Here is a 19070-nt window from a genome sequence, read left to right as displayed (position 1 = left end):
TTTCGGCGTGGATCACGCGCAAAGCATCGTGTCACAGGGATTGCCGTCACATGAAGGCACCGCACGGTGCAGCGCGCGGCGCGATGTTCGACCGCGATATCGCGGCCGCACAAGGGCGCGTGGCGACGGGATCAGCCGCGCTTGCTTTCCTCCAGGGCGCGATCCCAGAGGCGCGCGCGCATCAAGCGGCGAAAGGCGCGCGTCATCTCGCCGCCGGCATCGATGCCGTAGCACCGGCCATGCGTCAGGATCAGCCGCTCTGGCCCCCAATCGAGCACCTGTTCGATCACGTCGCCCACGGCGCGGCGTCCGCCAAGCCTCGGGGCAAGAGCCATGGGCGGCTTGCCGTCGCTGTCATCCAGTCCGGCCAGCCAGATCAGCGGCCGCGCCCAGACCGGCAGATGTTCCGTTTCCACCGCCATCATCAACCGCGACAGGATCACCGACCGACTTGCGTGGTGCAGAAATACCGCCTCGGTCTGCGATCCTTCAAGGATAAGCGGCTTGATATGGCGCGCCCATGACGCGGTGCGCATCTCTGGCCCGTGCCACAGCCTTGCGGCGGGAAACGCGGCACGCCAGTCGTCCAGCCATGCCAGCGTTGGCGCGTAGGGCCGCACGATGTGCGCGACCGGCCCCAGCCCGGCCAGCCACGTCCGCAGATCGTACGTCAACGGACCCGGCGCATGAACCCATACTTCGCCTGACGGCAAAACCGCCACGACAGAGCGCAGCGGCACGGGCACGCCCATGCGCCACGGGACATGCGCGCCGGTCAGCCCCCAAAGCCCGTCGGCAAGACGGACCGGCGCGATCACCGGGGATTCCGGTATGGCCATGCTCAGTCGGTCACCGTGACCTTTTCCATCACGTCGGGCTGCCCGACGACCACGCCATTCTGGCCCTGCCCGCGCTTGATCGCGTCAACCACATCCATGCCGTCGGTAACGCGGCCCACCACCGTGTACTGGCCATTGAGGAAGGCACCCGGTGCGAACATGATGAAGAACTGCGAATTGGCGCTGTCAGGGTTCTGCGACCGGGCCATGCCGACCGTGCCCCGCTCGAACGGCTCGTCGGAAAACTCGGCGGCGAGATCGGGCTTGTCGCTGCCCCCCATGCCGGCACGGCGCATGTCGCCGTCCTCCAGCTTGCCGAATTGCACGTCACCGGTCTGCGCCATGAACCCGTCGATCACGCGATGAAAGGCCACGCCGTCATAGGCGCCCTCTTCAGCCAGGGTTGTGATCCGCTCGACGTGATTGGGCGCGATTTCCTCGGCAAGATCAATGGTAACCGTGCCTTCGGCCTTGCCGGCCACCTCGATCTCGATTTCCGTTGCCAGCGCCGGACCCGCGAAAATGCCAAGCGACACGCCCAGGATACATGCAGTCTTACGCATCGGCGGCCACCTTCACGCTGATCATCCGGTCAGGGCTCGCAGGCGGTTCGCCACGGGTCAGCGCATCGACATGCTCCATCCCGTCGATCACCCGGCCATAGACGGTATATTGCCCGTTGAGGAAATGATTGTCCTTGAAGCTGATGAAGAACTGCGAGTTCGCTGAATTCGGGTTCTGGCTGCGCGCCGCGCCCAGCGTGCCGCGATCATGCGGGATCTTGGAAAACTCGGCCTTGAGATCGGGCAGATCGCTGCTGCCGGTGCCGGCCATGCGCGGATTGTAGCCATCGGCTTCCATGTTGGCGTGCTGCACGTCCCCGGTCTGCGCCATGAACCCGTCGATCACCCGGTGAAACGCCACGTTGTCGTATTGCCCGGCGCGGGCCAGCGCTTTCATCCGTGCGCAATGATCCGGCGCTATGTCGGGCAGAAGCTCGATCGCGACAGTGCCGCCTTTAAGCTCCATCAGGATAGTGTTTTCGGGGTCCTTGATCTCGGCCATCGGGGGCTCCTTGCAACTGAACATTTCGGCACACTTAGATGCAACGCGCCGGTTTGCCAAGCACGCCGGTTGACCCGGCGCGCGCCCCGCGCCAATAGACGGGGACCACCGATCACAGGAGGCCAGAGCGGCATGAGCTGGAAAACCCTCGACGACATCGAGCTTGCAGGCAAGCGCGTGCTGGTGCGCGTCGATATCAACGTCCCGGTCGAGAACGGTCAGGTCACGGATTCCACGCGGATCACGCGCATCGTGCCGACCATCACCGACATCCTCGAAAAGGGGGGCAAGCCGATGCTGATCGCGCATTTCGACCGGCCCAAGGGCCGCGTCGTCCCCGCGATGTCGCTGCGCGTGACTGTGCCCGCGCTGGAACAGGCCCTCGGGCGCAAGGTGCAGTTCATCGAGACGCTGGAGGGGGCAGAAAACCTGACCGACGAGGCGCGCGCGGCGGATGTGCTGCTGCTGGAGAACATCCGCTTTCATCCCGGCGAAGAGGCCGGCGATACCGAGCTGGCGCAGCGTCTGGCGGGGCTGGGCGATGTCTATTGCAACGACGCATTCTCGGCGGCGCATCGCGCGCATGCCTCGACCACGGCGCTGGCGCATCTGCTGCCAGCCTGTGCCGGACGGCTGATGCAGGCCGAATTGCAGGCGCTGGAGGCCGCGCTTGGCAACCCGGCGCGCCCCGTCATGGCCGTGGTGGGCGGGGCCAAGGTATCGACCAAGCTCGACCTGCTGGGCAATCTCGTGACGCGCGTCGACAGCCTCGTGATTGGCGGCGGCATGGCCAACACGTTTCTCGCCGCTATCGGCCTCGACGTGGGCAAATCGCTGTGCGAGCATGACATGACCCCCACGGCGCGCGAGATCATGATCAAGGCAGGCGCCGCGGGCTGCGAGATCCTGCTGCCGCCGGATGTCGTGGTGGCGCGTGAATTTGCCGAGGGCGCCCCGCACGAGACGGTGGGCGCGCATGCCTGCCCCGCGGATGCGATGATCCTCGACGCGGGGCCTCAGGCCGTCGCGCGCGTCGCCGCAGCGATCGACAACGCCAGAACACTGATCTGGAACGGGCCCCTCGGCGCATTCGAGATTGCACCGTTCGACACCGCGACCAACGCGGCCGCCCGTCATGCTGCCGCACGCAGCCGCGCGGGGCATCTCACCTCGGTCGCGGGCGGCGGCGACACGGTCGCGGCGCTCAACAGGGCGGGCGCGGCGCAGGATTTCAGCTATGTGTCCAGCGCGGGCGGGGCGTTCCTCGAATGGATGGAAGGCAAGGACCTGCCCGGTGTCGCAGCACTCAAGGGATAGGCGCGCACCGTTAGCGCCACCACGATTGCACGGCTTGCCGCGCTCGCCTAAGAGGGCGCAAAACACATGGAATTCAAATGGGGTATCGCATGTCGAAGGCTGAGCAGAGACGAAAACTCAAGGACGGTCAGGGTTTCATCGCGGCGCTCGACCAATCCGGCGGATCGACCCCCAAGGCGCTGCGTCTCTACGGGATCGACGAGGATCAGTATTCGGGCGAGTCGGAAATGTTCGATCTTGTCCACGCGATGCGTGCGCGCATCGCGCAGGCCCCCGCCTTCAACGGCGACAAGGTGTTGGGTGCGATCCTGTTCGAAAAGACCATGGACCGCGAGATCGGCGGTCGTGCCTCGCCCGACTACCTGTGGAACGCACGCGGCGTGGTACCGTTCCTGAAGGTCGATCGCGGCCTCGCCGAGGCCGAGCACGGCGTAAAGCTGATGAAGCCGATGCCCGATCTCGACGCATTGCTGGAACGCGGGGCGGCGGCAGGCATGTTCGGGACCAAGATGCGCTCGGTCATCGACGCCGCCGACAAGACCGGCATCAAGGCCATCGTCGCCCAGCAATTCGAGGTCGGCCGCCAGATCCTGCGCCACGGTCTTGTGCCGATCCTCGAACCCGAGATCACCATCTCGATCCCCGACAAGGCCGAGGCCGAGGAGATCCTGCGCGACACGATCGCCGCACATCTCGACGACCTGCCCGAGGGATCCGAGGTGATGCTGAAGCTGACCCTGCCCGAGACCGACAACCTGTACGCGCCGCTGGTGGATCACCCGCGCGTGCTGCGCGTCGTGGCGCTGTCGGGCGGCTACAGCCGAGACGAGGCGACGGCCCGTCTGGCCCGCAATCGCGGCGTGATCGCCAGCTTCTCGCGGGCGCTGACCGAAGGCCTGACCGCACAGCAATCCGAGGCCGAGTTCAACGCCACGCTGGCCCGTGCCATCGACGACATCCACGCGGCATCGGTCGCGGGCTGATCCCGGTTACACCGGCTCGATGTCACCCTCGGCGCGGCGTGCGTGAAACGCGGCCTCCCAGGCCGCGAAACGCCCCGCGCGGATCGCGTCGCGCATGCCGGCCATGATGTCCTGGAAGTATTGCAGGTTGTGCCAGGTCAGCAGCATCCCCGAGATCATCTCGCCCGACCGGAACACGTGATGCAGATAGGCGCGTGAGTAGCCCCGACAGGCCGGACAGGTGCAATCCTCGGCCAGCGGGCGAGGGTCGGCGGCGTGGCGCGCGTTCTTGATGTTGACCATGCCACGCGCGGTCCAGGCCTGCCCGGTGCGCCCGGATCGCGTCGGCAGCACGCAATCCATCATGTCGATGCCGCGCTTGACCGCGCCGACGATGTCGTCCGGCTTGCCCACCCCCATCAGGTAGCGGGGGCGATCTTCGGGCAGAAAGCCGGCGGCGTAGTCCAGAACCCCGAACATCGCCGCCTGCCCTTCGCCCACCGCCAGACCGCCCACGGCATAGCCGTCGAACCCGATCGCCTTCAGCGCCGCCGCGCTTTCCTCGCGCAGATCGGGCGTGACCCCGCCCTGCATGATCCCGAACAGCGCATGCCCGGGCCGGTCCCCGAACGCCTCGCGTGACCGCGCTGCCCAGCGCATGCTCAGCCGCATGCTGTCGGCAACCGCGGCGTCACTCGCGGGCAGCGCGGGGCATTCGTCGAAACACATGACGATGTCGCTGCCCAGACGCCTCTGGATCTCCATCGACCGTTCGGGCGTCAGGTGATGGGTGGACCCGTCGATGTGGCTGCGAAACGTCACACCCGCCTCGTCCAGCTTGCGCAGGCCTGCCAGGCTCATCACCTGGAAACCGCCCGAATCGGTCAGGATGGGCCGGTCCCAGTTCATGAATCTGTGCAGGCCGCCCAGTTGTTCCACGCGCTCGGCGCCGGGGCGCAGCATCAGATGATAGGTGTTGCCCAGAAGGATATCCGCGCCGGTCGCCGCAACACTTTCGGGCAGCATCGCCTTGACCGTCCCGGCGGTGCCCACGGGCATGAAGGCCGGCGTGCGGATCGCGCCGCGCGGGGTCGTGATGACGCCCGTGCGCGCCGCGCCATCCTGCGCCTGTTTGTCGAAGTCAAAGCGCATCCCACCACATCCCCTGCCGATTACACCTTTTGCGCGTCCTTAAAGCGGTTTACGCTCGAAGGTGAAAGACCCGTATCCTCATTCCATCAAGAGAGTTTTCATGACCGAAGATGCCCTGATCGATCTGGTTTCCGCGAATGTCATCTGGATCTTGATCGCGTTTCTTGTGATCGTCATCATCCTGCGCGGGGTCAAGATCGTGCCCCAGTCCGAGCAATACGTCGTCGAACGCTTCGGTCGTTTGCGCAAGGTTCTGGGACCGGGCATCAACCTGATCGTGCCCTTTCTCGACGTGGTGCGCCACCGGGTCTCGATCCTAGAGCGCCAACTGCCCAGCGCCAGCCAGGACGCGATCACCCGCGACAACGTGCTGGTGCAGGTCGAAACCTCGGTCTTCTACCGTATCCTGCAGCCGGAAAAGACCGTCTACCGGATCCGCGATGTCGACGAGGCCATCGCAACCACAGTGGCCGGGATCGTCCGCGCGGAAATCGGCAGGATGGACCTCGACGAGGTGCAGTCGAACCGCGACCAGCTGATCGCCATGATCAAGCAATGGGTCAAGGACGCGGTCGACGACTGGGGCATCGACGTGACCCGCGCCGAAATCCTTGACGTCAATCTCGATCAGGCAACGCGCGAGGCGATGCTGCAACAGCTTAACGCCGAACGCGCCCGCCGCGCTGCGGTGACCGAGGCCGAGGGGCAGAAGCGCGCCATCGAGCTGCAGGCCGACGGCGAGCTTTACGCCGCCGAACAGGCCGCCAAGGCCCGCCGGGTCGAGGCCGACGCCGAGGCCTACGCGACCGGCGTCGTGGCCCGCGCCATCGCCGATAACGGGCTGGAGGCGGCGCAGTACCAGGTGGCGCTCAAACAGGTCGAATCGCTCAACACGCTTGGACAGGGCACTGGCAGCCAGACCGTGATCGTGCCCGCCCAGGCGGTCGAGGCGTTCGGCAACGCGTTCAGCATGCTCAAGGGGCGCGGATGATGGACGGCATGCTGTGGCAATCGTGGTGGATATGGCTCGCGGCGGCGCTCTGTCTGGCGATCCTCGAATCCCTGATACCCGGCTTCATCTTCCTGGGCTTCGCGGCGGGGGCGGCGCTCGTGGCGCTTCTGGTGCTGTTGCCCCTCGATCTCGGCCTTACGGTGCTGCTGGCGCTTTTCGCGATCTTCTCGCTGATCGCCTGGATCGTCATGCGCCGCGTCTTTCGCAGCCCCGATGACCAGACCCGTGTGATCGACGAGGACATCAACAAGTGACACCGCCGACCGTGCCCTTGCATCGGCGTGACCAAGCCAAGTAGAAGCGAATCGAACTGGGCGCCTTCACCTTTCAGCAAACGGAACCACGCCGCATGACCGAGACCCCCCCGACGCCAAAGGCGCTGCAATTCGGCTGGGAGGAATGGATCGCCCTGCCCGATCTCGGCGTGCCCGCGCTGAAGGCCAAGGTCGATACAGGCGCCCGCACCTCGGCGCTGCACGCCTTCGATATCGAAACCTTCGGCCCCGCGTCGAAACCCAAGGTCCGCTTTACCGTCCACCCGATACCGGGGCGTGACGACCTGATCATTCCATGTTCGGCGGTGATCATGGACCGCCGCGATGTTGCGTCATCGAACGGCGACCGCGAATTGCGCTACGTGATCCAGAGCACGCTGGCCGTCGATGGCGACAGCTGGCCGATCGAGATAACGCTGACCAACCGCTCGACGATGGCCTCGCGGATGCTGCTGGGGCGCCAGGCGCTGAAGGATCATATCTCGATCGTCGCCACGGACCGCTTCCTGCAACCGGAACTCAGCTACGACGTCTATCATACCTCGCAAATGCGGTCCGCACAGCCCAAGCGCTCGTTGCGCATTGCCGTCCTCAGCCGCGAAGACAATTACTCCACCCGCCGGCTGGTCGAAGAAGGCGAGGCGCGCGGTCACACTGTCGAGGTGGTCGATACCACGCGCTGCTACATGGCGATCAACGCGCTTGCCCCCGAAGTGCATTACGACGGCAAGCGTCTGCCCCGCTACGACGCGGTGGTCCCGCGCATCGGGGCCTCGGTTACGGCCTACGGCGCCGCCGTGATCCGCCAGTTCGAGACAATCGGCACCTTCTGCGCCAACACCTCGGCCGGGATCATCGCCAGCCGCGACAAGCTCTATGCGCATCAGTTGATGGCGCGCGCGCAGGTCGGCATGCCCAACACCGCCTTTGCGGCCTCTCCCAAGGACACCGGCAACCTGATCGGCCTTGTCGGCACCGCGCCATTGATCGTCAAGCTGCTGGAGTCGACGCAAGGCAAGGGCGTGGTGCTCGCCGAAACCAAGAAAGCCGCCGAATCGGTGATCGACGCGTTTCGCGGGCTCAAGGCCAACTTCCTCGTGCAGGACTTCGTCAAGGAGGCCGCGGGCGAGGATATCCGGTGCCTCGTGATCGGTGGCAAGGTCGTCGCGTCGATGAAGCGCAAGGGGGCAGACGGTGATTTCCGCTCGAACCTGCATCGCGGGGGAACCGCCAAATCAGTGCGCATCACCAAGACCGAACGCGACACGGCGATCCGCGCCGCGCGGGTGTTCGATCTCAACATGGCCGGTGTCGATCTCTTGCGTTCGGAAACCGGACCCAAGGTGCTCGAGGTCAATTCCTCGCCCGGCTTCGAGGGGATCGAAAAATCCACCGGCAAGAACATCACCGGCGCGCTTTACGACATGATCGAGACGCGGGTGCGGCCTACCCCGGTTCGCCGGCGCAAGACCGCGCAAAAGAAAAGCGGCACATCGGGCGAATAAACCCTGTCGTACAAAGCCGGGTCCCGACCTTGATCGCACGGTCGGATATTGGCGCGCCATCGCGATGAAACGCACCCCGGTCCGGCATTCCGCATGTCATGGACGGCCGGGGCACACACGAAATCGTTGGTCGCCCCGCGCCCTCTGGACGCGAGCACCATGAAGTCTTATGTTTTGTGTTAGGTAAGCCGTAGGATAAGCCCATGATGAACAGTTCCGAACCGCTTGAAGGCACGCCGCTGATCGCGCCGTCGAGCACCGAGCACCCGCTGTACGATCAGATCGTCGAGGCGTGCCGCAGCGTCTACGATCCGGAAATTCCGGTCAACATCTACGATCTGGGACTGATCTACACGATTGATATCGATCAGGAAAACGCCGTTTCGGTCAACATGACCCTGACCGCCCCCGGATGCCCCGTCGCCGGTGAAATGCCCGGCTGGGTGGCCGACGCGATAGAGCCCGTGGCGGGCGTCAAGCAGGTCGATGTTCAACTCGTCTGGGAACCGCCCTGGGGTATGGACATGATGACCGACGAAGCCCGGCTTGAACTGGGTTTCATGTAATGACACTCGCACGTTGAAAGGTGACTTTGATGTTTGGCATCCCCGGAAAGCAGGCCGTCTCGCTCACCCCGACCGCGGCAAATCGCATCTCGAAGCTGATGGATCGCGACCATCACGAGGGGCTGCGCATCGGCGTCAAGAAGGGCGGATGCGCGGGCATGGAATACACCATGGAATACGTGACCGAGGTGGATCCCAATGACGAGGTGGTCGAGCAGGACGGCGCGCGGATCATGATCGCCCCGATGGCGCAAATGTTCCTCTTCGGGACAGAGATCGATTACCAGACCTCGCTTCTTGAATCCGGGTTCGTGTTCAATAATCCAAACGTGACCGAATCCTGCGGCTGCGGCGAGTCGATCAAGTTCGAAGGAATGTAAGTCCTACAAGGGTTACAGGGCGCACGTGATATCCTATGCACGTCCGCAACAGATCGCTTGGAACGATGCCGCGGATCTCTGCCCCGCGAATGTGCCTTGTGCGGTACATGCCAAGGCGACAACGTGGGCGCGAAAAACATAAGACACCGTCACTCGAAGGTGCGCGGTTTCCTCGGTATTTCAACAAAATAATTCAGGGATAACAATCGCATGAGACGTAAACTTTGCGCGGGAAACTGGAAGATGCACGGCAATCTGGCGAGTCTTGCCGAGGTCGAGAACGTCATCGCCGCGCATCCGGCCCCCGAATGCGATCTTCTGATCTGCCCGCCCGCTACTCTTCTGACCCGGGCCGCAACGTTGGTCACGGATCATGCGATGACGATCGGGGCGCAGGACTGTCACACCGCGAATTCGGGCGCGTATACGGGTGACATTTCTGCGCCGATGATTGCGGACACCGGGGCCGGTGCCGTTCTGCTCGGGCATTCCGAACGCCGCGAACACCACGGTGAAAGCAGTGCCCTCGTGGCTGAAAAGGCTGTGGCGGCCTGGGCGGCGGACCTGACCGCGGTGATCTGCCTTGGCGAGGCGCTGGCAGAGCGCGAGGCCGCGCAAACCCTTGACGTGATCGCAGAGCAGCTTGACACCTCCCTGCCCGATGGTGTGACCGGGGCAAACACGGTGATCGCCTACGAACCCATCTGGGCCATCGGCACCGGTCTTACCCCGACCAACGACCAGATCGCCGAGGTGCATGATTTCCTGCGCCGCCGCCTGAGCGACCGCTATGGCGCGGACACGGCCGACGCCATCCGCCTGCTGTATGGCGGTTCCGTCAAGCCCGCCAATGCCGCCGAAATCTTTGGCATTTCAAACGTGGACGGGGCCTTGGTCGGTGGCGCGAGCCTGAAGGCCAAGGACTTTTCCGCGATCATCCAGGCGCTTGAAACCGCGCACTGAGGTCTGGCTGCGCGACATCGGGCAGCCAGGGCATTCCACACGCCCCCGTCATAGCGGCAATACCGTCGTCGACTTTATTTCCTCCATCGACAAAAGCGCAGTCACGTTGTGTACTTTCACGTCCGAAATAAGGGCTTGATAGAACATGTCGTATGCCTTGGGATTGGCGACGCGCACCTTCAGGATATAATCTATGTCCCCTGCCAGCCTGTGCGCTTCGAGAACCTCGGGGCGTTCCCGCAGGGCCGTTAGAAACCGCCCCTGCCAACCCGCGTCATGCTCGGACGTGCGGATGAGCACAAAGAAACAAGCCTCGAATCCCAGAGCCTCGGGATCGAGAAGGTAGGTCTGCCGCAGGATCACGCCGAGATCGCGCATCTTGCGGATTCGGTTCCAGACCGGCGTCTTCGAGCTGCCGACGGATTTCGCAATGTCGTCGAGGGATTGCCCCCCGTCCTCCTGCAGCTCCACGAGGATTTTCCGATCCAGATCATCCAGACGAACCGTCATTCCAAAACCCTTCCCTGATCGGAACATTAAAGCTTTCAGCGGCGCCTGCCCGCAAAAACGTTCTTATTGGCGCAGGCATGTGGCCATTTGGTGGGAATTTTTCCTATATTGCCACCATTGTCAAACCGCATGTGAAAGGGTCGGTCATGTCGCCGGATACCATCAGCCCAACCTCGGCCGGACACGTCGCCTTCGTCGGTGCGGGCCCCGGCGACCCAGAGCTTCTGACGATCAAGGCGTTGCGCGCGCTGCAGGCGGCCGACGTGGTGATCCATGATCGCCTTGTGTCGCGTGAGGTTCTCGCCTTGGCGGCTCCGGCCGCGCTGCGTCTCTGCGCGGGCAAGCAGGGCTTTGGCCCCGCCATGTCGCAGGCCGAGATCAACGCACTCATTGTCCGTCATGCATGCACCGGCGCGCAGGTCGTTCGGCTCAAGGGGGGCGATCCCACCGTTTTCGGGCGGCTTGACGAAGAGATAGAGGCCGTCACCGCCGCAGATATCGGCTGGCATGTGGTCCCCGGCATCACCGCCGCTTCGGCCTCGGTCGCCGCCATCGGGCAAAGCCTGACGAAGCGCGGGCGCAACGCGGCGGTGCGGTTTCTTACCGGGCATGACATGAAAGGCTATGCAGATCACGACTGGCACGCGCTGGCACGTCCGGGCGAGGTTGCGGCGATCTACATGGGCAAGAAATCCGCGCGCTTCATCCAGGGCCGGCTGATCATGCACGGCGCGGATCGGGCGACGCCTGTCACGATCATCGAAAACGCCTCGCGGCCCGATCAGCGCGTGTTGTCCAGCACGCTGGAAAGATTGTCTGCCGATCTTGTCGCCGCGGACCTGACCGGGCCGGCACTGACCGTCCTCGGCCTTGCCCCGCGCGCCGCCGAAGCCGCCCTTTCGCAATCCAGACGGGAGCTTGCCTGACATGCCCCGAGAGTTCACCCCCAAGGTCATCACCGCCAACGCCCTTCTCGAAGGCGATGTCGTTTACCTGACCGCCCGTGACACGTGGTCCCGCAGCCTTGCCGAGGCCGACGTCCTGACCGACGAGGCCGATGCGCAGTACCGCCTGTTGCAGGCCGGGGCCCGCGCGGACGAGGTCGTCGGCGTCTATCTGGCAGAGGTGCGTCCGGGCCCGACCGGGCCGCAGCCCGCGCATTTCCGCGAGGATTTCCGCCGCACCGGCCCCTCGAACCGTTTTCACGGCAAGCAGGCCGACGGGCGGTAAAACGCCCGACACGACCGACACGCGCAGGAGCATATCATGTACCTATATAACGATTTCGACGCCGCGTTTCTGGCCGAGCGCAACCGCCAGTTCCGCGCCCAGGTCGAGCGCCGCATCGACGGCAGCCTGACCGAGGACGAGTTCAAGCCGCTGCGCCTGATGAACGGCCTCTACCTGCAACTGCATGCCTACATGCTGCGCGTGGCGGTGCCTTACGGCTCGCTCGACCCGGCCAAGATGCGGCAACTGGCCTATCTGGCAGAGCGGTGGGACAAGGGTTACGGCCATTTCACCACCCGGACGAACATCCAGTACAACTGGCCGAAATTGCGCGACATTCCCGACATGCTGGATGCGCTGGCCGAGGTCGGGATGCATGCCATCCAGACCAGCGGGAACACCATCCGCAACGTGACATCCGATCACTTCGCCGGCGCGGCGCCCGACGAAATCGAGGACCCGCGCCCGGTGGCAGAGCTGATCCGGCAATGGTCCACCGACCACCCCGAGTTCCAGTTCCTGCCCCGCAAGTTCAAGATCGCCGTGATCGCGTCAGAAGCCGACCGCGCGGTGATGAAAAGCCATGATATCGGCGTCAAGATCGTCGAGCGTGACGGGACGCGTGGCTACGAGATCTGGGTTGGCGGTGGCATGGGCCGCACGCCGATGGTCGCCAAGCAGATCACGGATTTCGTGCCCCGCGCCGATCTTCTGCCCTATCTCGAAGCGATCCTCGCGACGTATAATCGCCTTGGACGGCGCGACAACAAGTACAAGGCGCGGGTCAAGATCACCGTGCACGAGACCGGGCTGGACGAGATCCGCGAGCTGGTCGAGGCCGAGTTTCCGCACCGGCGCGCCGCGTTCTCGGGCGTCGATCAGGCGTGGCTGGACCGCATCGAGGCGGTCTTCATCACCCCCACACTGACGCCGCGGGATCCCGCCTCGTACCAGGCCGCCCGCGCCGCCGATCCGGTTTTCGCGGCCTGGTCCGACACCAACGTGGCGCCGCACAAGCATGGCGATCACGGCATCGTCACGATCAGCCTCAAGGCACATGGTGCCACGCCGGGCGACGCATCGGCCGATCAGATGCGCGTCGTGGCGGATCTGGCCGAACAGTACGGGAACGGCGACATCCGCGTCACCCATGCGCAGAACCTCGTACTGCCGCATGTGGCGCTGGCAGATATCCCCACCGTCCACGCGGCGCTGCGCGCGGTGGGTCTGGCCACGGGAAATATCGGGCTGGCCTCGGATATCATCGCCTGCCCGGGCATGGATTACTGCGCGCTGGCGACCGCGCGCTCGATCCCCGTGGCGCAAGGCATTGCAACCCGGCTCGACGAGCTGAAGATCGAGCATGACGTGGGGCACCTGCAGATCAAGATCTCGGGCTGCATCAATGCCTGCGGGCATCACCACGTGGGCCATATCGGCATCCTCGGGCTTGATCGCGCAGGGGTCGAGAATTACCAGATCACGCTTGGCGGCGATGCATCCGAAAGCACGGCGATCGGCGCCCGTACGGGCCCCGGCTTTGCCTACGACGAGATCGTGCCGGCGGTGGAACGCCTGATCCTTGCCTATCTCGACCTGCGCGAGGGTCCGGACGAGACATTCCTGCAGGCCTATACCCGCCTTGGTATGGCGCCGTTCAAATCCGCACTTTACGACGACAAGGCCCGTGCCCATGCCGCAGAGTGATCTTCAGGCGCGCGTGCAGGCCCTGAACCACCGCTATCGCCACCATTCGGGGATCTCGGTGCTGGAGCATGCGCTGCGCGACAGCCAGGCCGGCGACCTTGCGTTGGTGTCGAGCTTCGGCGCCGAATCGGTGGTGCTGTTGCACATGGTCTCCGTCACGCGGGCGGCGACGCCGGTGATCTTCATCGACACCGAGATGCTGTTCGCCGAAACGCTGGTCTACCAGCAGGAACTGGCCGAACGGCTGGCGCTGCGCGACCTGCGGATCATCCGCGCCGCGCAAGAGGATCTGGCACGTCACGATCCCGACGGCACCCTGCACAAGCGCGACACCGACGCCTGCTGCACCTTGCGCAAGACGGTGCCACTGCAACGCGCGCTGCAGGGCTTCGACGGCTGGATCACGGGACGCAAGCGGCACCAAGCGGGGCTGCGCACCGCGCTGGACTTCTTCGAGATCGAGGACGGCACCGATCGGATCAAGGTGAATCCCCTCGCGCACTGGACGCGCGACGACCTGCAGACCTATATGGAAGAGAACCGCCTGCCCCGGCATCCTCTGGTCGCCAAGGGCTACCCGTCGATCGGCTGCACCCCCTGCACGACGCCGGTGGCGCCCGGCGAAGACCCGCGATCAGGCCGCTGGCGCGGTCAGGAGAAAAGCGAATGTGGCATCCATTTTGTGAACGGCAAGATGGTGCGAAAAGGAGTTTCCGCATGAGTGTCATCGTCACCGATCAGGGCTTTGCGCCGGATGACTGGACCAGTCCCGTCACGCCACTAGACGAGGCGGGGGCGCATACAACCGCGCTCGACCTGCCCAACGACACCGACCCCGCGACGCTGGCCGGTCGGCTGGACGGCATAGCGATGATCCGCGTGCATTTCCCCGGCCCCGCCGATGGGCGCGGCTTTTCCATCGCCCGGCGATTGCGGCTGATGGGGTTTTCGGGGCGGCTGCGCGCACATGGCCATGTCATCGCAGATCATTATGCCATGGTACGACGCAGCGGCTTTGACGAGGTCGAGATCGCGGACGAACTGGCAGACCGCCAGCCCGAGGACCAATGGCTGTTTCGGGCCAACTGGCAGGCGCATGACTATCAGGCGCGCCTGCGCGGCTGAATACCGCCTTCACCTGACGTCGATCAAGGATTATGAAAGGGCGTCGGTCAAGAATGGCCGGCGACAGGCAAAATGGACGAGATGACACACGTGACACACGCAACCGCGAAGACACCCAAGACCCTTGCGTTGCCGGATGCGCAGACGGTGACACAGGTGAAACATTACACCGACCGCCTGTTCTCCTTCCGGGTGACGCGCCCCGCCTCGTTGCGATTCCGGTCGGGTGAATTCGTGATGATCGGCCTGATGTCCGAGGACGCCAAGACCGGCCGCGAAAAGCCGCTGCTGCGGGCCTATTCCATTGCATCACCCTCGTGGGACGACGAACTGGAATTCTACTCGATCAAGGTGCAGGACGGCGCGCTGACCTCGCGGCTGCAACATATCGAACCCGGCGACCAGATCATCCTGCGCCCCAAGCCGGTGGGAACATTGGTGCATGACGCGCTGCTGCCGGGCAAGCGGCTGTGGCTGTTCGCCACCGGCACCGGCATCGCGCCCTTCGCGTCGCTTCTGCGCGATCCGCAGACCTATGAGGATTACGACGAGGTCATCCTGACGCATACCTGCCGCGAACGCGGCGAGCTGGAGTATGGCCGCGACCTGATCGACAGCATTCGCAGCGACGAGATGCTGGCCGAGCTGATGGGCGAGGGGTTCCACGACACGCTGCGCTACTACCCCACCACCACACGCGAACCCAGCGACAAGATGGGCCGCATCACCGACCTGATGCGTTCGGGCGAGGTCTACGCCGATCTGGACGTCGCACCTCTGGCACCGGAAACCGACCGCGCGATGGTGTGCGGCAACCTGGCCTTCAACCTTGAAATCAAGGAGTTGCTTGAAGGGTACGGTCTGCGCGAGGGGGCCAATTCCGAACCCAAGGAATACGTGGTGGAAAAGGCGTTTCTGGACTGACGGCGGTCATCCAATCCATAAAAAAACCCGCGCAAGAGCATTCTCTTGCGCGGGTTTTTCGTTTCTGCCGAGATTTGGGATCAGTATCCGAGGGCGCGCTGCACCGATTCCAGGGAATTCTGAAGCATCTCGGGATTGTCCTGCCCGCGTTCGAGGCTATCGAGCAGTAGATTCTGCGTCGTTTCGCCAAGGCTGGACTCTTCCAGAAGGGTGCGCGCGCCGTCCATGTCGAAACCGTCCATGGTCAAGGCCGACGGCACCTCGTCTGCGCCGCTGTCCGACGCGCCGGATATACCGGACGCCCCGTCCGAGGCTTCGGCCCCGTCACCGTTCGGTGTGACATTGCCCGACCCGTCATTCGCGCTTTCACCGGACGTCTCGCCGGTGGCGGCCTCGAACGCCTCGCGCGCTTCGGCTGCGGCCTCTTCCTCGCTGCCCGCGGCCGCTTGACGCGCCCGCTCTATCGATTCTTGCGCGGCCTCTTCGGCTTCGGCCGCGGCCTCTTCGCCCCGTTGCCGGACACGCTCGACGGCTTGTTCGGCGTCCTCGGCGGCCGCGTCGCTCGCCTCGGATGCGGACTCATTGACTGTTCCGGCGCTATCGTCGGTTTCGTTGGCCGGCTGCTCGTCCGTGCCGTCGCTGGCCCCGTCCGTCCCAGATGCGGCATCCGCCTCAGTTTCGGGAGTTTCCCCCATGGCACCTTCGGCGTCATCCGTGCCTTCGGCGGCGGTGCCATTCGTGATGTCGGACACGGCGTCAGCGGCTTCCTGTGCCGCGTCTTCAGCGGCCTCGGTGGCGTCTGCTGCCGTGTCCTCTGCGAAGTTGGCAGCGTCGTCTGCCGTCTCCTCTACGGCCTCTAGCGCCTCGTTCGCGGCGTCACCAACGGATTGGGCCGCGTCGTTCGCGGTGTCCTCGGCCGCGTCAGCGCCATCGGTCGCCGTTTCCTCGACCGTGTCCGCCTCGTCCTGCGCAGTGTCCGTCGACGGATCCGTGGTCTCACCGTCCGCGTCGACGTCGGCGTCGGTCTCGGCGGTCGTGTCTGTCGACGTGACCTCTTCTGTCGCGCCACTGATGTCCTGCACCACCTCGTCGACCGACTTGCCCGTAAACAGCATGTAACCGCCGCCGATCACGATCACGGCCAGCACGATCCAAATCAGGTTTTTCATAACCGTCTCCCAAATTAGGACGGGCCGATCCGATCATCGTTTCGGCCCTATTGTTCTTATGTGCCAAATGGTTCTGTAAAAGGAAACCCGCAAGGCGGAAATCGGACTTGTTTCAGCCCTCGTCCGCTTATTTGCGGCTTGAAAGCCGCCACTGGCACGTCTAGATTGCCGCCTCGACACCATCATGCTCAGTCAACCACTGAAGGATCGATACCATAGCTCGCAGACCTCACAACGCACCCCCGTCGCGTGACACCGGCCCTCGGGTCAATGACAAAATTCGTGCGAACGAAATCCGCCTGATCGGGGCCGATGGCGAAAACGCGGGGGTCGTGACCCCCCGTGCCGCGATGGAGATGGCTGAACAGGTCGGACTCGACCTTGTCGAGATCTCGCCCAATGCCAATCCGCCGGTCTGCAAGATCATGGATTACGGCAAGTACAAGTACGAACAGCAAAAGCGCGAATCCGAAGCCCGCAAGAAGCAGAAGGTCATCGAGGTGAAGGAGGTGAAGTTTCGCCCCGGCACCGACACGCATGACTATGACGTCAAGATGCGCAACGTGCTGAAATTCCTTGAAGGCGGTGACAAGGTGAAGGTCACCCTGCGCTTTCGTGGTCGAGAAATGGCCCACCAGGATCTCGGGCGGGATCTGCTCGAACGGATCTCGGAAGACGTCAAGGATGTCGGGAAGGTCGAGAACATGCCCAAGATGGAAGGCCGTCAGATGGTCATGATCATCGGCCCTGCGACAAAGTAGGGTTTTGAACGCGGTCGTCCGCGCAGGCAGCGCGGCGATCGGACATGCGGCTCTGGTCAAGGGGGCATACCATGCAGGCAGTCGCGCCGTAATCGGAGCCGCAGATGTCACAGGTTGAGTACAAGGTGATCCCGGCCCCGACACGTGGCCATAAGGCGCCGGGCGTGAAAACGCCCGAGGCGCGATTTGCCCTTGGCCTTGAGGATACGCTCAACCAAATGGCGCGCGACGGATGGAGATATCTGCGCAGCGATATCCTGCCGAGCGTGGAACGGCAGGGCCTGACATCCACCCAGACGGTCTACAGATCCGTTCTGGTGTTCGAGCGTGATGTCGGGCCGGTCGAGCGCATTGAAAACCGGCCGCAGGAGGACGATGTCACCGCATCCAGCCTCGCCCGGACGCTGGCGCCGGCCACGCCGCACGATTGATCCGGGAACCGCAGGTTTCGTACGATAAATCAGATGGTTGACACGCTGCGACCATTGATCTGTCCTTGGTGGAAGGGCACGACAGGGGCGAAGTTTTTTGCGATTGCCCCTTCAATTCATGGTGTTTTGCGATACACTTTGGAACCTGAGTTGAAAAGGTATGTTTCATGTCCAAAACTGACCCCTTCGGTTTCGATATATCGGTCTCGTCGGCGAAGAAGAAAAACCCGCGGGGCAGACGGAGCATGTCCGGCGCATCTGAAACATCGACCAGGATCTGTGATCATCCCGGCTGCGAAGAGCCGGGCAAGTACCGTGCGCCGAAGGCACCCGATGTGCTGGACGATTATTACTGGTTTTGCCAAACGCACGTGCGCGAATACAACCTCAAATGGAATTTCTTTGACGGCACCACCGAGGCCGAAATGAACGCGCAAGCCACCAAGGACAAGGTCTGGGATCGTGAGACCAAGCGCTTCAACGACCCCGAGGCACGGGCCTGGGCACGGCTCGGCATCGAGGATCCGCACCAGGTCCTGGGGGTGAACGCGACGCAGAACCCCGGCAAGAAAAAAGGTGGGCGCCGCAAGTTGCCACCGACCGAACGTCGCGCGGTAGAAATACTCGAAGTCGAAGATCACTGGACCAAGACCGAGGTACGCAAGGCCTACAAGTCGCTGATCAAGGTCTTGCACCCGGACATCAATGGCGGCGACCGCAGTCAGGAAGAGCAGTTGCAGCAGGTCGTCTGGGCGTGGGACCAGATCAAGGACAGCCGCAACTTCAAATGAGTTGACGACCCAACGTATGGGTAACTGGACGACGACCCGTTATATTCAGCAATGTTTATGTCTATATGTGTGAATATGTCACTCACATAAGAGAGGGTTCTGGATGTTCACGAAAAATGTCGGAACGATAGATCGCGTGCTGCGGATCGTGGTCGGGCTTGCCTTGATCGCTGCGTTCTTCATGACCAGCGGGCCCTATAGCTGGCTGTATCTCATCGGTATCGTGCCGCTTGTCACCGGGCTGATGTCGTCCTGTCCGATGTATTCGATACTCGGCACGTCGACCTGCCAACTCGACCGGAAATAGGCCTCTGAACACGTCATCCTCTGCGACGGGCAGAGGATGACGTGTCTGGGAAGAACGTCCGCCAAGCCCGGATCCGGGC

Annotated in this window: 24 protein-coding genes; 18 read left to right on the top strand and 6 right to left on the bottom strand. The window is 63.6% G+C overall.

Annotated elements, in window-relative coordinates; genetic code table 11:
• Positions 1 to 131 precede the first annotated feature (131 nt).
• From ACROSR_RS11060 to ACROSR_RS11050, 3 genes are read right to left on the bottom strand one after another with little or no spacing between them, the layout of a single operon-like run.
• Positions 132 to 839, bottom strand: coding sequence for a DUF4336 domain-containing protein (locus ACROSR_RS11060; protein WP_432684974.1), 708 nt, complete (start codon positions 837 to 839; stop codon positions 132 to 134).
• 2 nt (positions 840 to 841) lie between these two features.
• On the bottom strand, positions 842 to 1402 hold the full coding sequence (locus ACROSR_RS11055) for a peptidylprolyl isomerase (RefSeq protein ID WP_432684972.1): 561 nt from the start codon (positions 1400 to 1402) through the stop codon (positions 842 to 844).
• Complete coding sequence (locus tag ACROSR_RS11050) at positions 1395 to 1904, bottom strand: peptidylprolyl isomerase (protein ID WP_432684970.1); 510 nt, start codon at positions 1902 to 1904, stop codon at positions 1395 to 1397. The genes ACROSR_RS11055 and ACROSR_RS11050 overlap by 8 nt, the downstream gene beginning before the upstream one ends.
• Positions 1905 to 2036: 132 nt before the next feature.
• On the opposite strand from ACROSR_RS11050, the gene ACROSR_RS11045 reads away from it, so the two are divergent.
• Entirely contained in the window at positions 2037 to 3221 is a 1185-nt protein-coding gene (locus ACROSR_RS11045) for a phosphoglycerate kinase (protein WP_432684968.1), read from the top strand.
• A gap of 89 nt (positions 3222 to 3310) precedes the next feature.
• Entirely contained in the window at positions 3311 to 4204 is an 894-nt protein-coding gene (locus ACROSR_RS11040) for a fructose bisphosphate aldolase (protein ID WP_432684966.1), read from the top strand.
• Between the two features lie 6 nt (positions 4205 to 4210).
• On the opposite strand, the gene tgt is transcribed toward ACROSR_RS11040, so the two are convergent.
• Positions 4211 to 5335: a tRNA guanosine(34) transglycosylase Tgt gene (gene tgt / locus ACROSR_RS11035; protein WP_432684964.1), complete on the bottom strand. Its 1125-nt coding sequence runs from the start codon at positions 5333 to 5335 to the stop codon at positions 4211 to 4213.
• Positions 5336 to 5435: 100 nt separating this feature from the next.
• On the opposite strand from tgt, the gene ACROSR_RS11030 reads away from it, so the two are divergent.
• From ACROSR_RS11030 to tpiA, 6 genes are all read left to right on the top strand, one after another.
• A complete protein-coding gene (locus tag ACROSR_RS11030) occupies positions 5436 to 6326 on the top strand; it encodes an SPFH domain-containing protein (protein WP_432684962.1) in 891 nt (296 codons plus the stop codon).
• Complete coding sequence (locus ACROSR_RS11025) at positions 6323 to 6601, top strand: hypothetical protein (protein WP_432684960.1); 279 nt, start codon at positions 6323 to 6325, stop codon at positions 6599 to 6601. Before ACROSR_RS11030 ends, ACROSR_RS11025 begins: the two co-directional genes overlap by 4 nt.
• Positions 6602 to 6696: 95 nt before the next feature.
• The gene (rimK, locus tag ACROSR_RS11020) at positions 6697 to 8127 is read left to right on the top strand and encodes a 30S ribosomal protein S6--L-glutamate ligase (RefSeq protein WP_432684958.1); all 1431 of its coding nucleotides are present in this window, start codon (positions 6697 to 6699) and stop codon (positions 8125 to 8127) included.
• A gap of 203 nt (positions 8128 to 8330) precedes the next feature.
• Positions 8331 to 8693 (top strand): SUF system Fe-S cluster assembly protein, encoded by a 363-nt coding sequence (locus ACROSR_RS11015; RefSeq protein ID WP_432684956.1) that lies wholly within the window; start codon positions 8331 to 8333, stop codon positions 8691 to 8693.
• Positions 8694 to 8722: 29 nt separating this feature from the next.
• The gene (locus ACROSR_RS11010) at positions 8723 to 9073 is read left to right on the top strand and encodes a HesB/IscA family protein (protein WP_432684954.1); all 351 of its coding nucleotides are present in this window, start codon (positions 8723 to 8725) and stop codon (positions 9071 to 9073) included.
• A gap of 210 nt (positions 9074 to 9283) precedes the next feature.
• On the top strand, positions 9284 to 10036 hold the full coding sequence (tpiA, locus tag ACROSR_RS11005; RefSeq protein WP_432684952.1) for a triose-phosphate isomerase: 753 nt from the start codon (positions 9284 to 9286) through the stop codon (positions 10034 to 10036).
• A gap of 48 nt (positions 10037 to 10084) precedes the next feature.
• Here the strand turns inward: tpiA and ACROSR_RS11000 are convergent, their stop codons facing one another.
• Complete coding sequence (locus tag ACROSR_RS11000; protein ID WP_432684950.1) at positions 10085 to 10546, bottom strand: Lrp/AsnC family transcriptional regulator; 462 nt, start codon at positions 10544 to 10546, stop codon at positions 10085 to 10087.
• Between the two features lie 146 nt (positions 10547 to 10692).
• Between ACROSR_RS11000 and cobA the strand changes: the two genes are divergently transcribed.
• From cobA to ACROSR_RS10970, 6 genes are all read left to right on the top strand, one after another.
• Positions 10693 to 11472, top strand: coding sequence for a uroporphyrinogen-III C-methyltransferase (cobA, locus tag ACROSR_RS10995; protein ID WP_432684948.1), 780 nt, complete (start codon positions 10693 to 10695; stop codon positions 11470 to 11472).
• 1 nt (position 11473) lies between these two features.
• Positions 11474 to 11776 (top strand): DUF2849 domain-containing protein, encoded by a 303-nt coding sequence (locus ACROSR_RS10990; protein ID WP_432684946.1) that lies wholly within the window; start codon positions 11474 to 11476, stop codon positions 11774 to 11776.
• Positions 11777 to 11812: 36 nt separating this feature from the next.
• Positions 11813 to 13483: a nitrite/sulfite reductase gene (locus ACROSR_RS10985; RefSeq protein ID WP_432684944.1), complete on the top strand. Its 1671-nt coding sequence runs from the start codon at positions 11813 to 11815 to the stop codon at positions 13481 to 13483.
• Positions 13470 to 14204, top strand: a complete 735-nt coding sequence (locus ACROSR_RS10980) for a phosphoadenylyl-sulfate reductase (RefSeq protein ID WP_432684942.1) — start codon at positions 13470 to 13472, stop codon at positions 14202 to 14204. Before ACROSR_RS10985 ends, ACROSR_RS10980 begins: the two co-directional genes overlap by 14 nt.
• On the top strand, positions 14201 to 14608 hold the full coding sequence (locus ACROSR_RS10975; protein ID WP_432684940.1) for a DUF934 domain-containing protein: 408 nt from the start codon (positions 14201 to 14203) through the stop codon (positions 14606 to 14608). The genes ACROSR_RS10980 and ACROSR_RS10975 overlap by 4 nt, the downstream gene beginning before the upstream one ends.
• A gap of 72 nt (positions 14609 to 14680) precedes the next feature.
• Complete coding sequence (locus tag ACROSR_RS10970) at positions 14681 to 15532, top strand: ferredoxin--NADP reductase (RefSeq protein WP_432684938.1); 852 nt, start codon at positions 14681 to 14683, stop codon at positions 15530 to 15532.
• Between the two features lie 80 nt (positions 15533 to 15612).
• On the opposite strand, the gene ACROSR_RS10965 is transcribed toward ACROSR_RS10970, so the two are convergent.
• Positions 15613 to 16701 (bottom strand): hypothetical protein, encoded by a 1089-nt coding sequence (locus ACROSR_RS10965; RefSeq protein WP_432684936.1) that lies wholly within the window; start codon positions 16699 to 16701, stop codon positions 15613 to 15615.
• 206 nt (positions 16702 to 16907) lie between these two features.
• Here ACROSR_RS10965 and infC point away from each other — a divergent pair, with 206 nt between their 5' ends.
• From infC to ACROSR_RS10945, 4 genes are all read left to right on the top strand, one after another.
• Positions 16908 to 17462: a translation initiation factor IF-3 gene (infC, locus tag ACROSR_RS10960; RefSeq protein ID WP_432685056.1), complete on the top strand. Its 555-nt coding sequence runs from the start codon at positions 16908 to 16910 to the stop codon at positions 17460 to 17462.
• A gap of 104 nt (positions 17463 to 17566) precedes the next feature.
• Positions 17567 to 17893 (top strand): DUF4177 domain-containing protein, encoded by a 327-nt coding sequence (locus ACROSR_RS10955; protein WP_432684934.1) that lies wholly within the window; start codon positions 17567 to 17569, stop codon positions 17891 to 17893.
• Positions 17894 to 18060: 167 nt separating this feature from the next.
• A complete protein-coding gene (locus ACROSR_RS10950; RefSeq protein ID WP_432684932.1) occupies positions 18061 to 18684 on the top strand; it encodes a J domain-containing protein in 624 nt (207 codons plus the stop codon).
• A gap of 103 nt (positions 18685 to 18787) precedes the next feature.
• Complete coding sequence (locus ACROSR_RS10945; RefSeq protein WP_432684930.1) at positions 18788 to 18991, top strand: YgaP family membrane protein; 204 nt, start codon at positions 18788 to 18790, stop codon at positions 18989 to 18991.
• The last annotated feature ends 79 nt before the right edge of the window (positions 18992 to 19070 follow it).

It is taken from the genome of Roseovarius tibetensis (genome assembly GCF_050896375.1).
Lineage (GTDB): Bacteria > Pseudomonadota > Alphaproteobacteria > Rhodobacterales > Rhodobacteraceae > Roseovarius > Roseovarius tibetensis.
Note: the sequence above shows the minus strand (reverse complement) of the source record. Positions and strands in the feature narration are given on the sequence as shown.

Coding starts and splice junctions, on each gene's coding strand:
- ACROSR_RS11055 (WP_432684972.1), bottom strand. CDS start 1,402: ATGCGTAAGACTGCATGTATCCTGGGCGTGTCGCTTGGCATTTTCGCG.
- tgt (WP_432684964.1), bottom strand. CDS start 5,335: ATGCGCTTTGACTTCGACAAACAGGCGCAGGATGGCGCGGCGCGCACG.
- ACROSR_RS10990 (WP_432684946.1), top strand. CDS start 11,474: ATGCCCCGAGAGTTCACCCCCAAGGTCATCACCGCCAACGCCCTTCTC.
- ACROSR_RS10955 (WP_432684934.1), top strand. CDS start 17,567: ATGTCACAGGTTGAGTACAAGGTGATCCCGGCCCCGACACGTGGCCAT.
- cobA (WP_432684948.1), top strand. CDS start 10,693: ATGTCGCCGGATACCATCAGCCCAACCTCGGCCGGACACGTCGCCTTC.
- ACROSR_RS10945 (WP_432684930.1), top strand. CDS start 18,788: ATGTTCACGAAAAATGTCGGAACGATAGATCGCGTGCTGCGGATCGTG.
- rimK (WP_432684958.1), top strand. CDS start 6,697: ATGACCGAGACCCCCCCGACGCCAAAGGCGCTGCAATTCGGCTGGGAG.
- ACROSR_RS11025 (WP_432684960.1), top strand. CDS start 6,323: ATGATGGACGGCATGCTGTGGCAATCGTGGTGGATATGGCTCGCGGCG.
- ACROSR_RS11030 (WP_432684962.1), top strand. CDS start 5,436: ATGACCGAAGATGCCCTGATCGATCTGGTTTCCGCGAATGTCATCTGG.
- ACROSR_RS11050 (WP_432684970.1), bottom strand. CDS start 1,904: ATGGCCGAGATCAAGGACCCCGAAAACACTATCCTGATGGAGCTTAAA.
- ACROSR_RS11015 (WP_432684956.1), top strand. CDS start 8,331: ATGATGAACAGTTCCGAACCGCTTGAAGGCACGCCGCTGATCGCGCCG.
- ACROSR_RS10975 (WP_432684940.1), top strand. CDS start 14,201: ATGAGTGTCATCGTCACCGATCAGGGCTTTGCGCCGGATGACTGGACC.
- ACROSR_RS11010 (WP_432684954.1), top strand. CDS start 8,723: ATGTTTGGCATCCCCGGAAAGCAGGCCGTCTCGCTCACCCCGACCGCG.
- ACROSR_RS10980 (WP_432684942.1), top strand. CDS start 13,470: ATGCCGCAGAGTGATCTTCAGGCGCGCGTGCAGGCCCTGAACCACCGC.
- ACROSR_RS11060 (WP_432684974.1), bottom strand. CDS start 839: ATGGCCATACCGGAATCCCCGGTGATCGCGCCGGTCCGTCTTGCCGAC.
- ACROSR_RS11040 (WP_432684966.1), top strand. CDS start 3,311: ATGTCGAAGGCTGAGCAGAGACGAAAACTCAAGGACGGTCAGGGTTTC.
- ACROSR_RS11000 (WP_432684950.1), bottom strand. CDS start 10,546: ATGACGGTTCGTCTGGATGATCTGGATCGGAAAATCCTCGTGGAGCTG.
- ACROSR_RS10965 (WP_432684936.1), bottom strand. CDS start 16,701: ATGAAAAACCTGATTTGGATCGTGCTGGCCGTGATCGTGATCGGCGGC.
- tpiA (WP_432684952.1), top strand. CDS start 9,284: ATGAGACGTAAACTTTGCGCGGGAAACTGGAAGATGCACGGCAATCTG.
- ACROSR_RS11045 (WP_432684968.1), top strand. CDS start 2,037: ATGAGCTGGAAAACCCTCGACGACATCGAGCTTGCAGGCAAGCGCGTG.
- ACROSR_RS10950 (WP_432684932.1), top strand. CDS start 18,061: ATGTCCAAAACTGACCCCTTCGGTTTCGATATATCGGTCTCGTCGGCG.
- ACROSR_RS10970 (WP_432684938.1), top strand. CDS start 14,681: ATGGACGAGATGACACACGTGACACACGCAACCGCGAAGACACCCAAG.
- ACROSR_RS10985 (WP_432684944.1), top strand. CDS start 11,813: ATGTACCTATATAACGATTTCGACGCCGCGTTTCTGGCCGAGCGCAAC.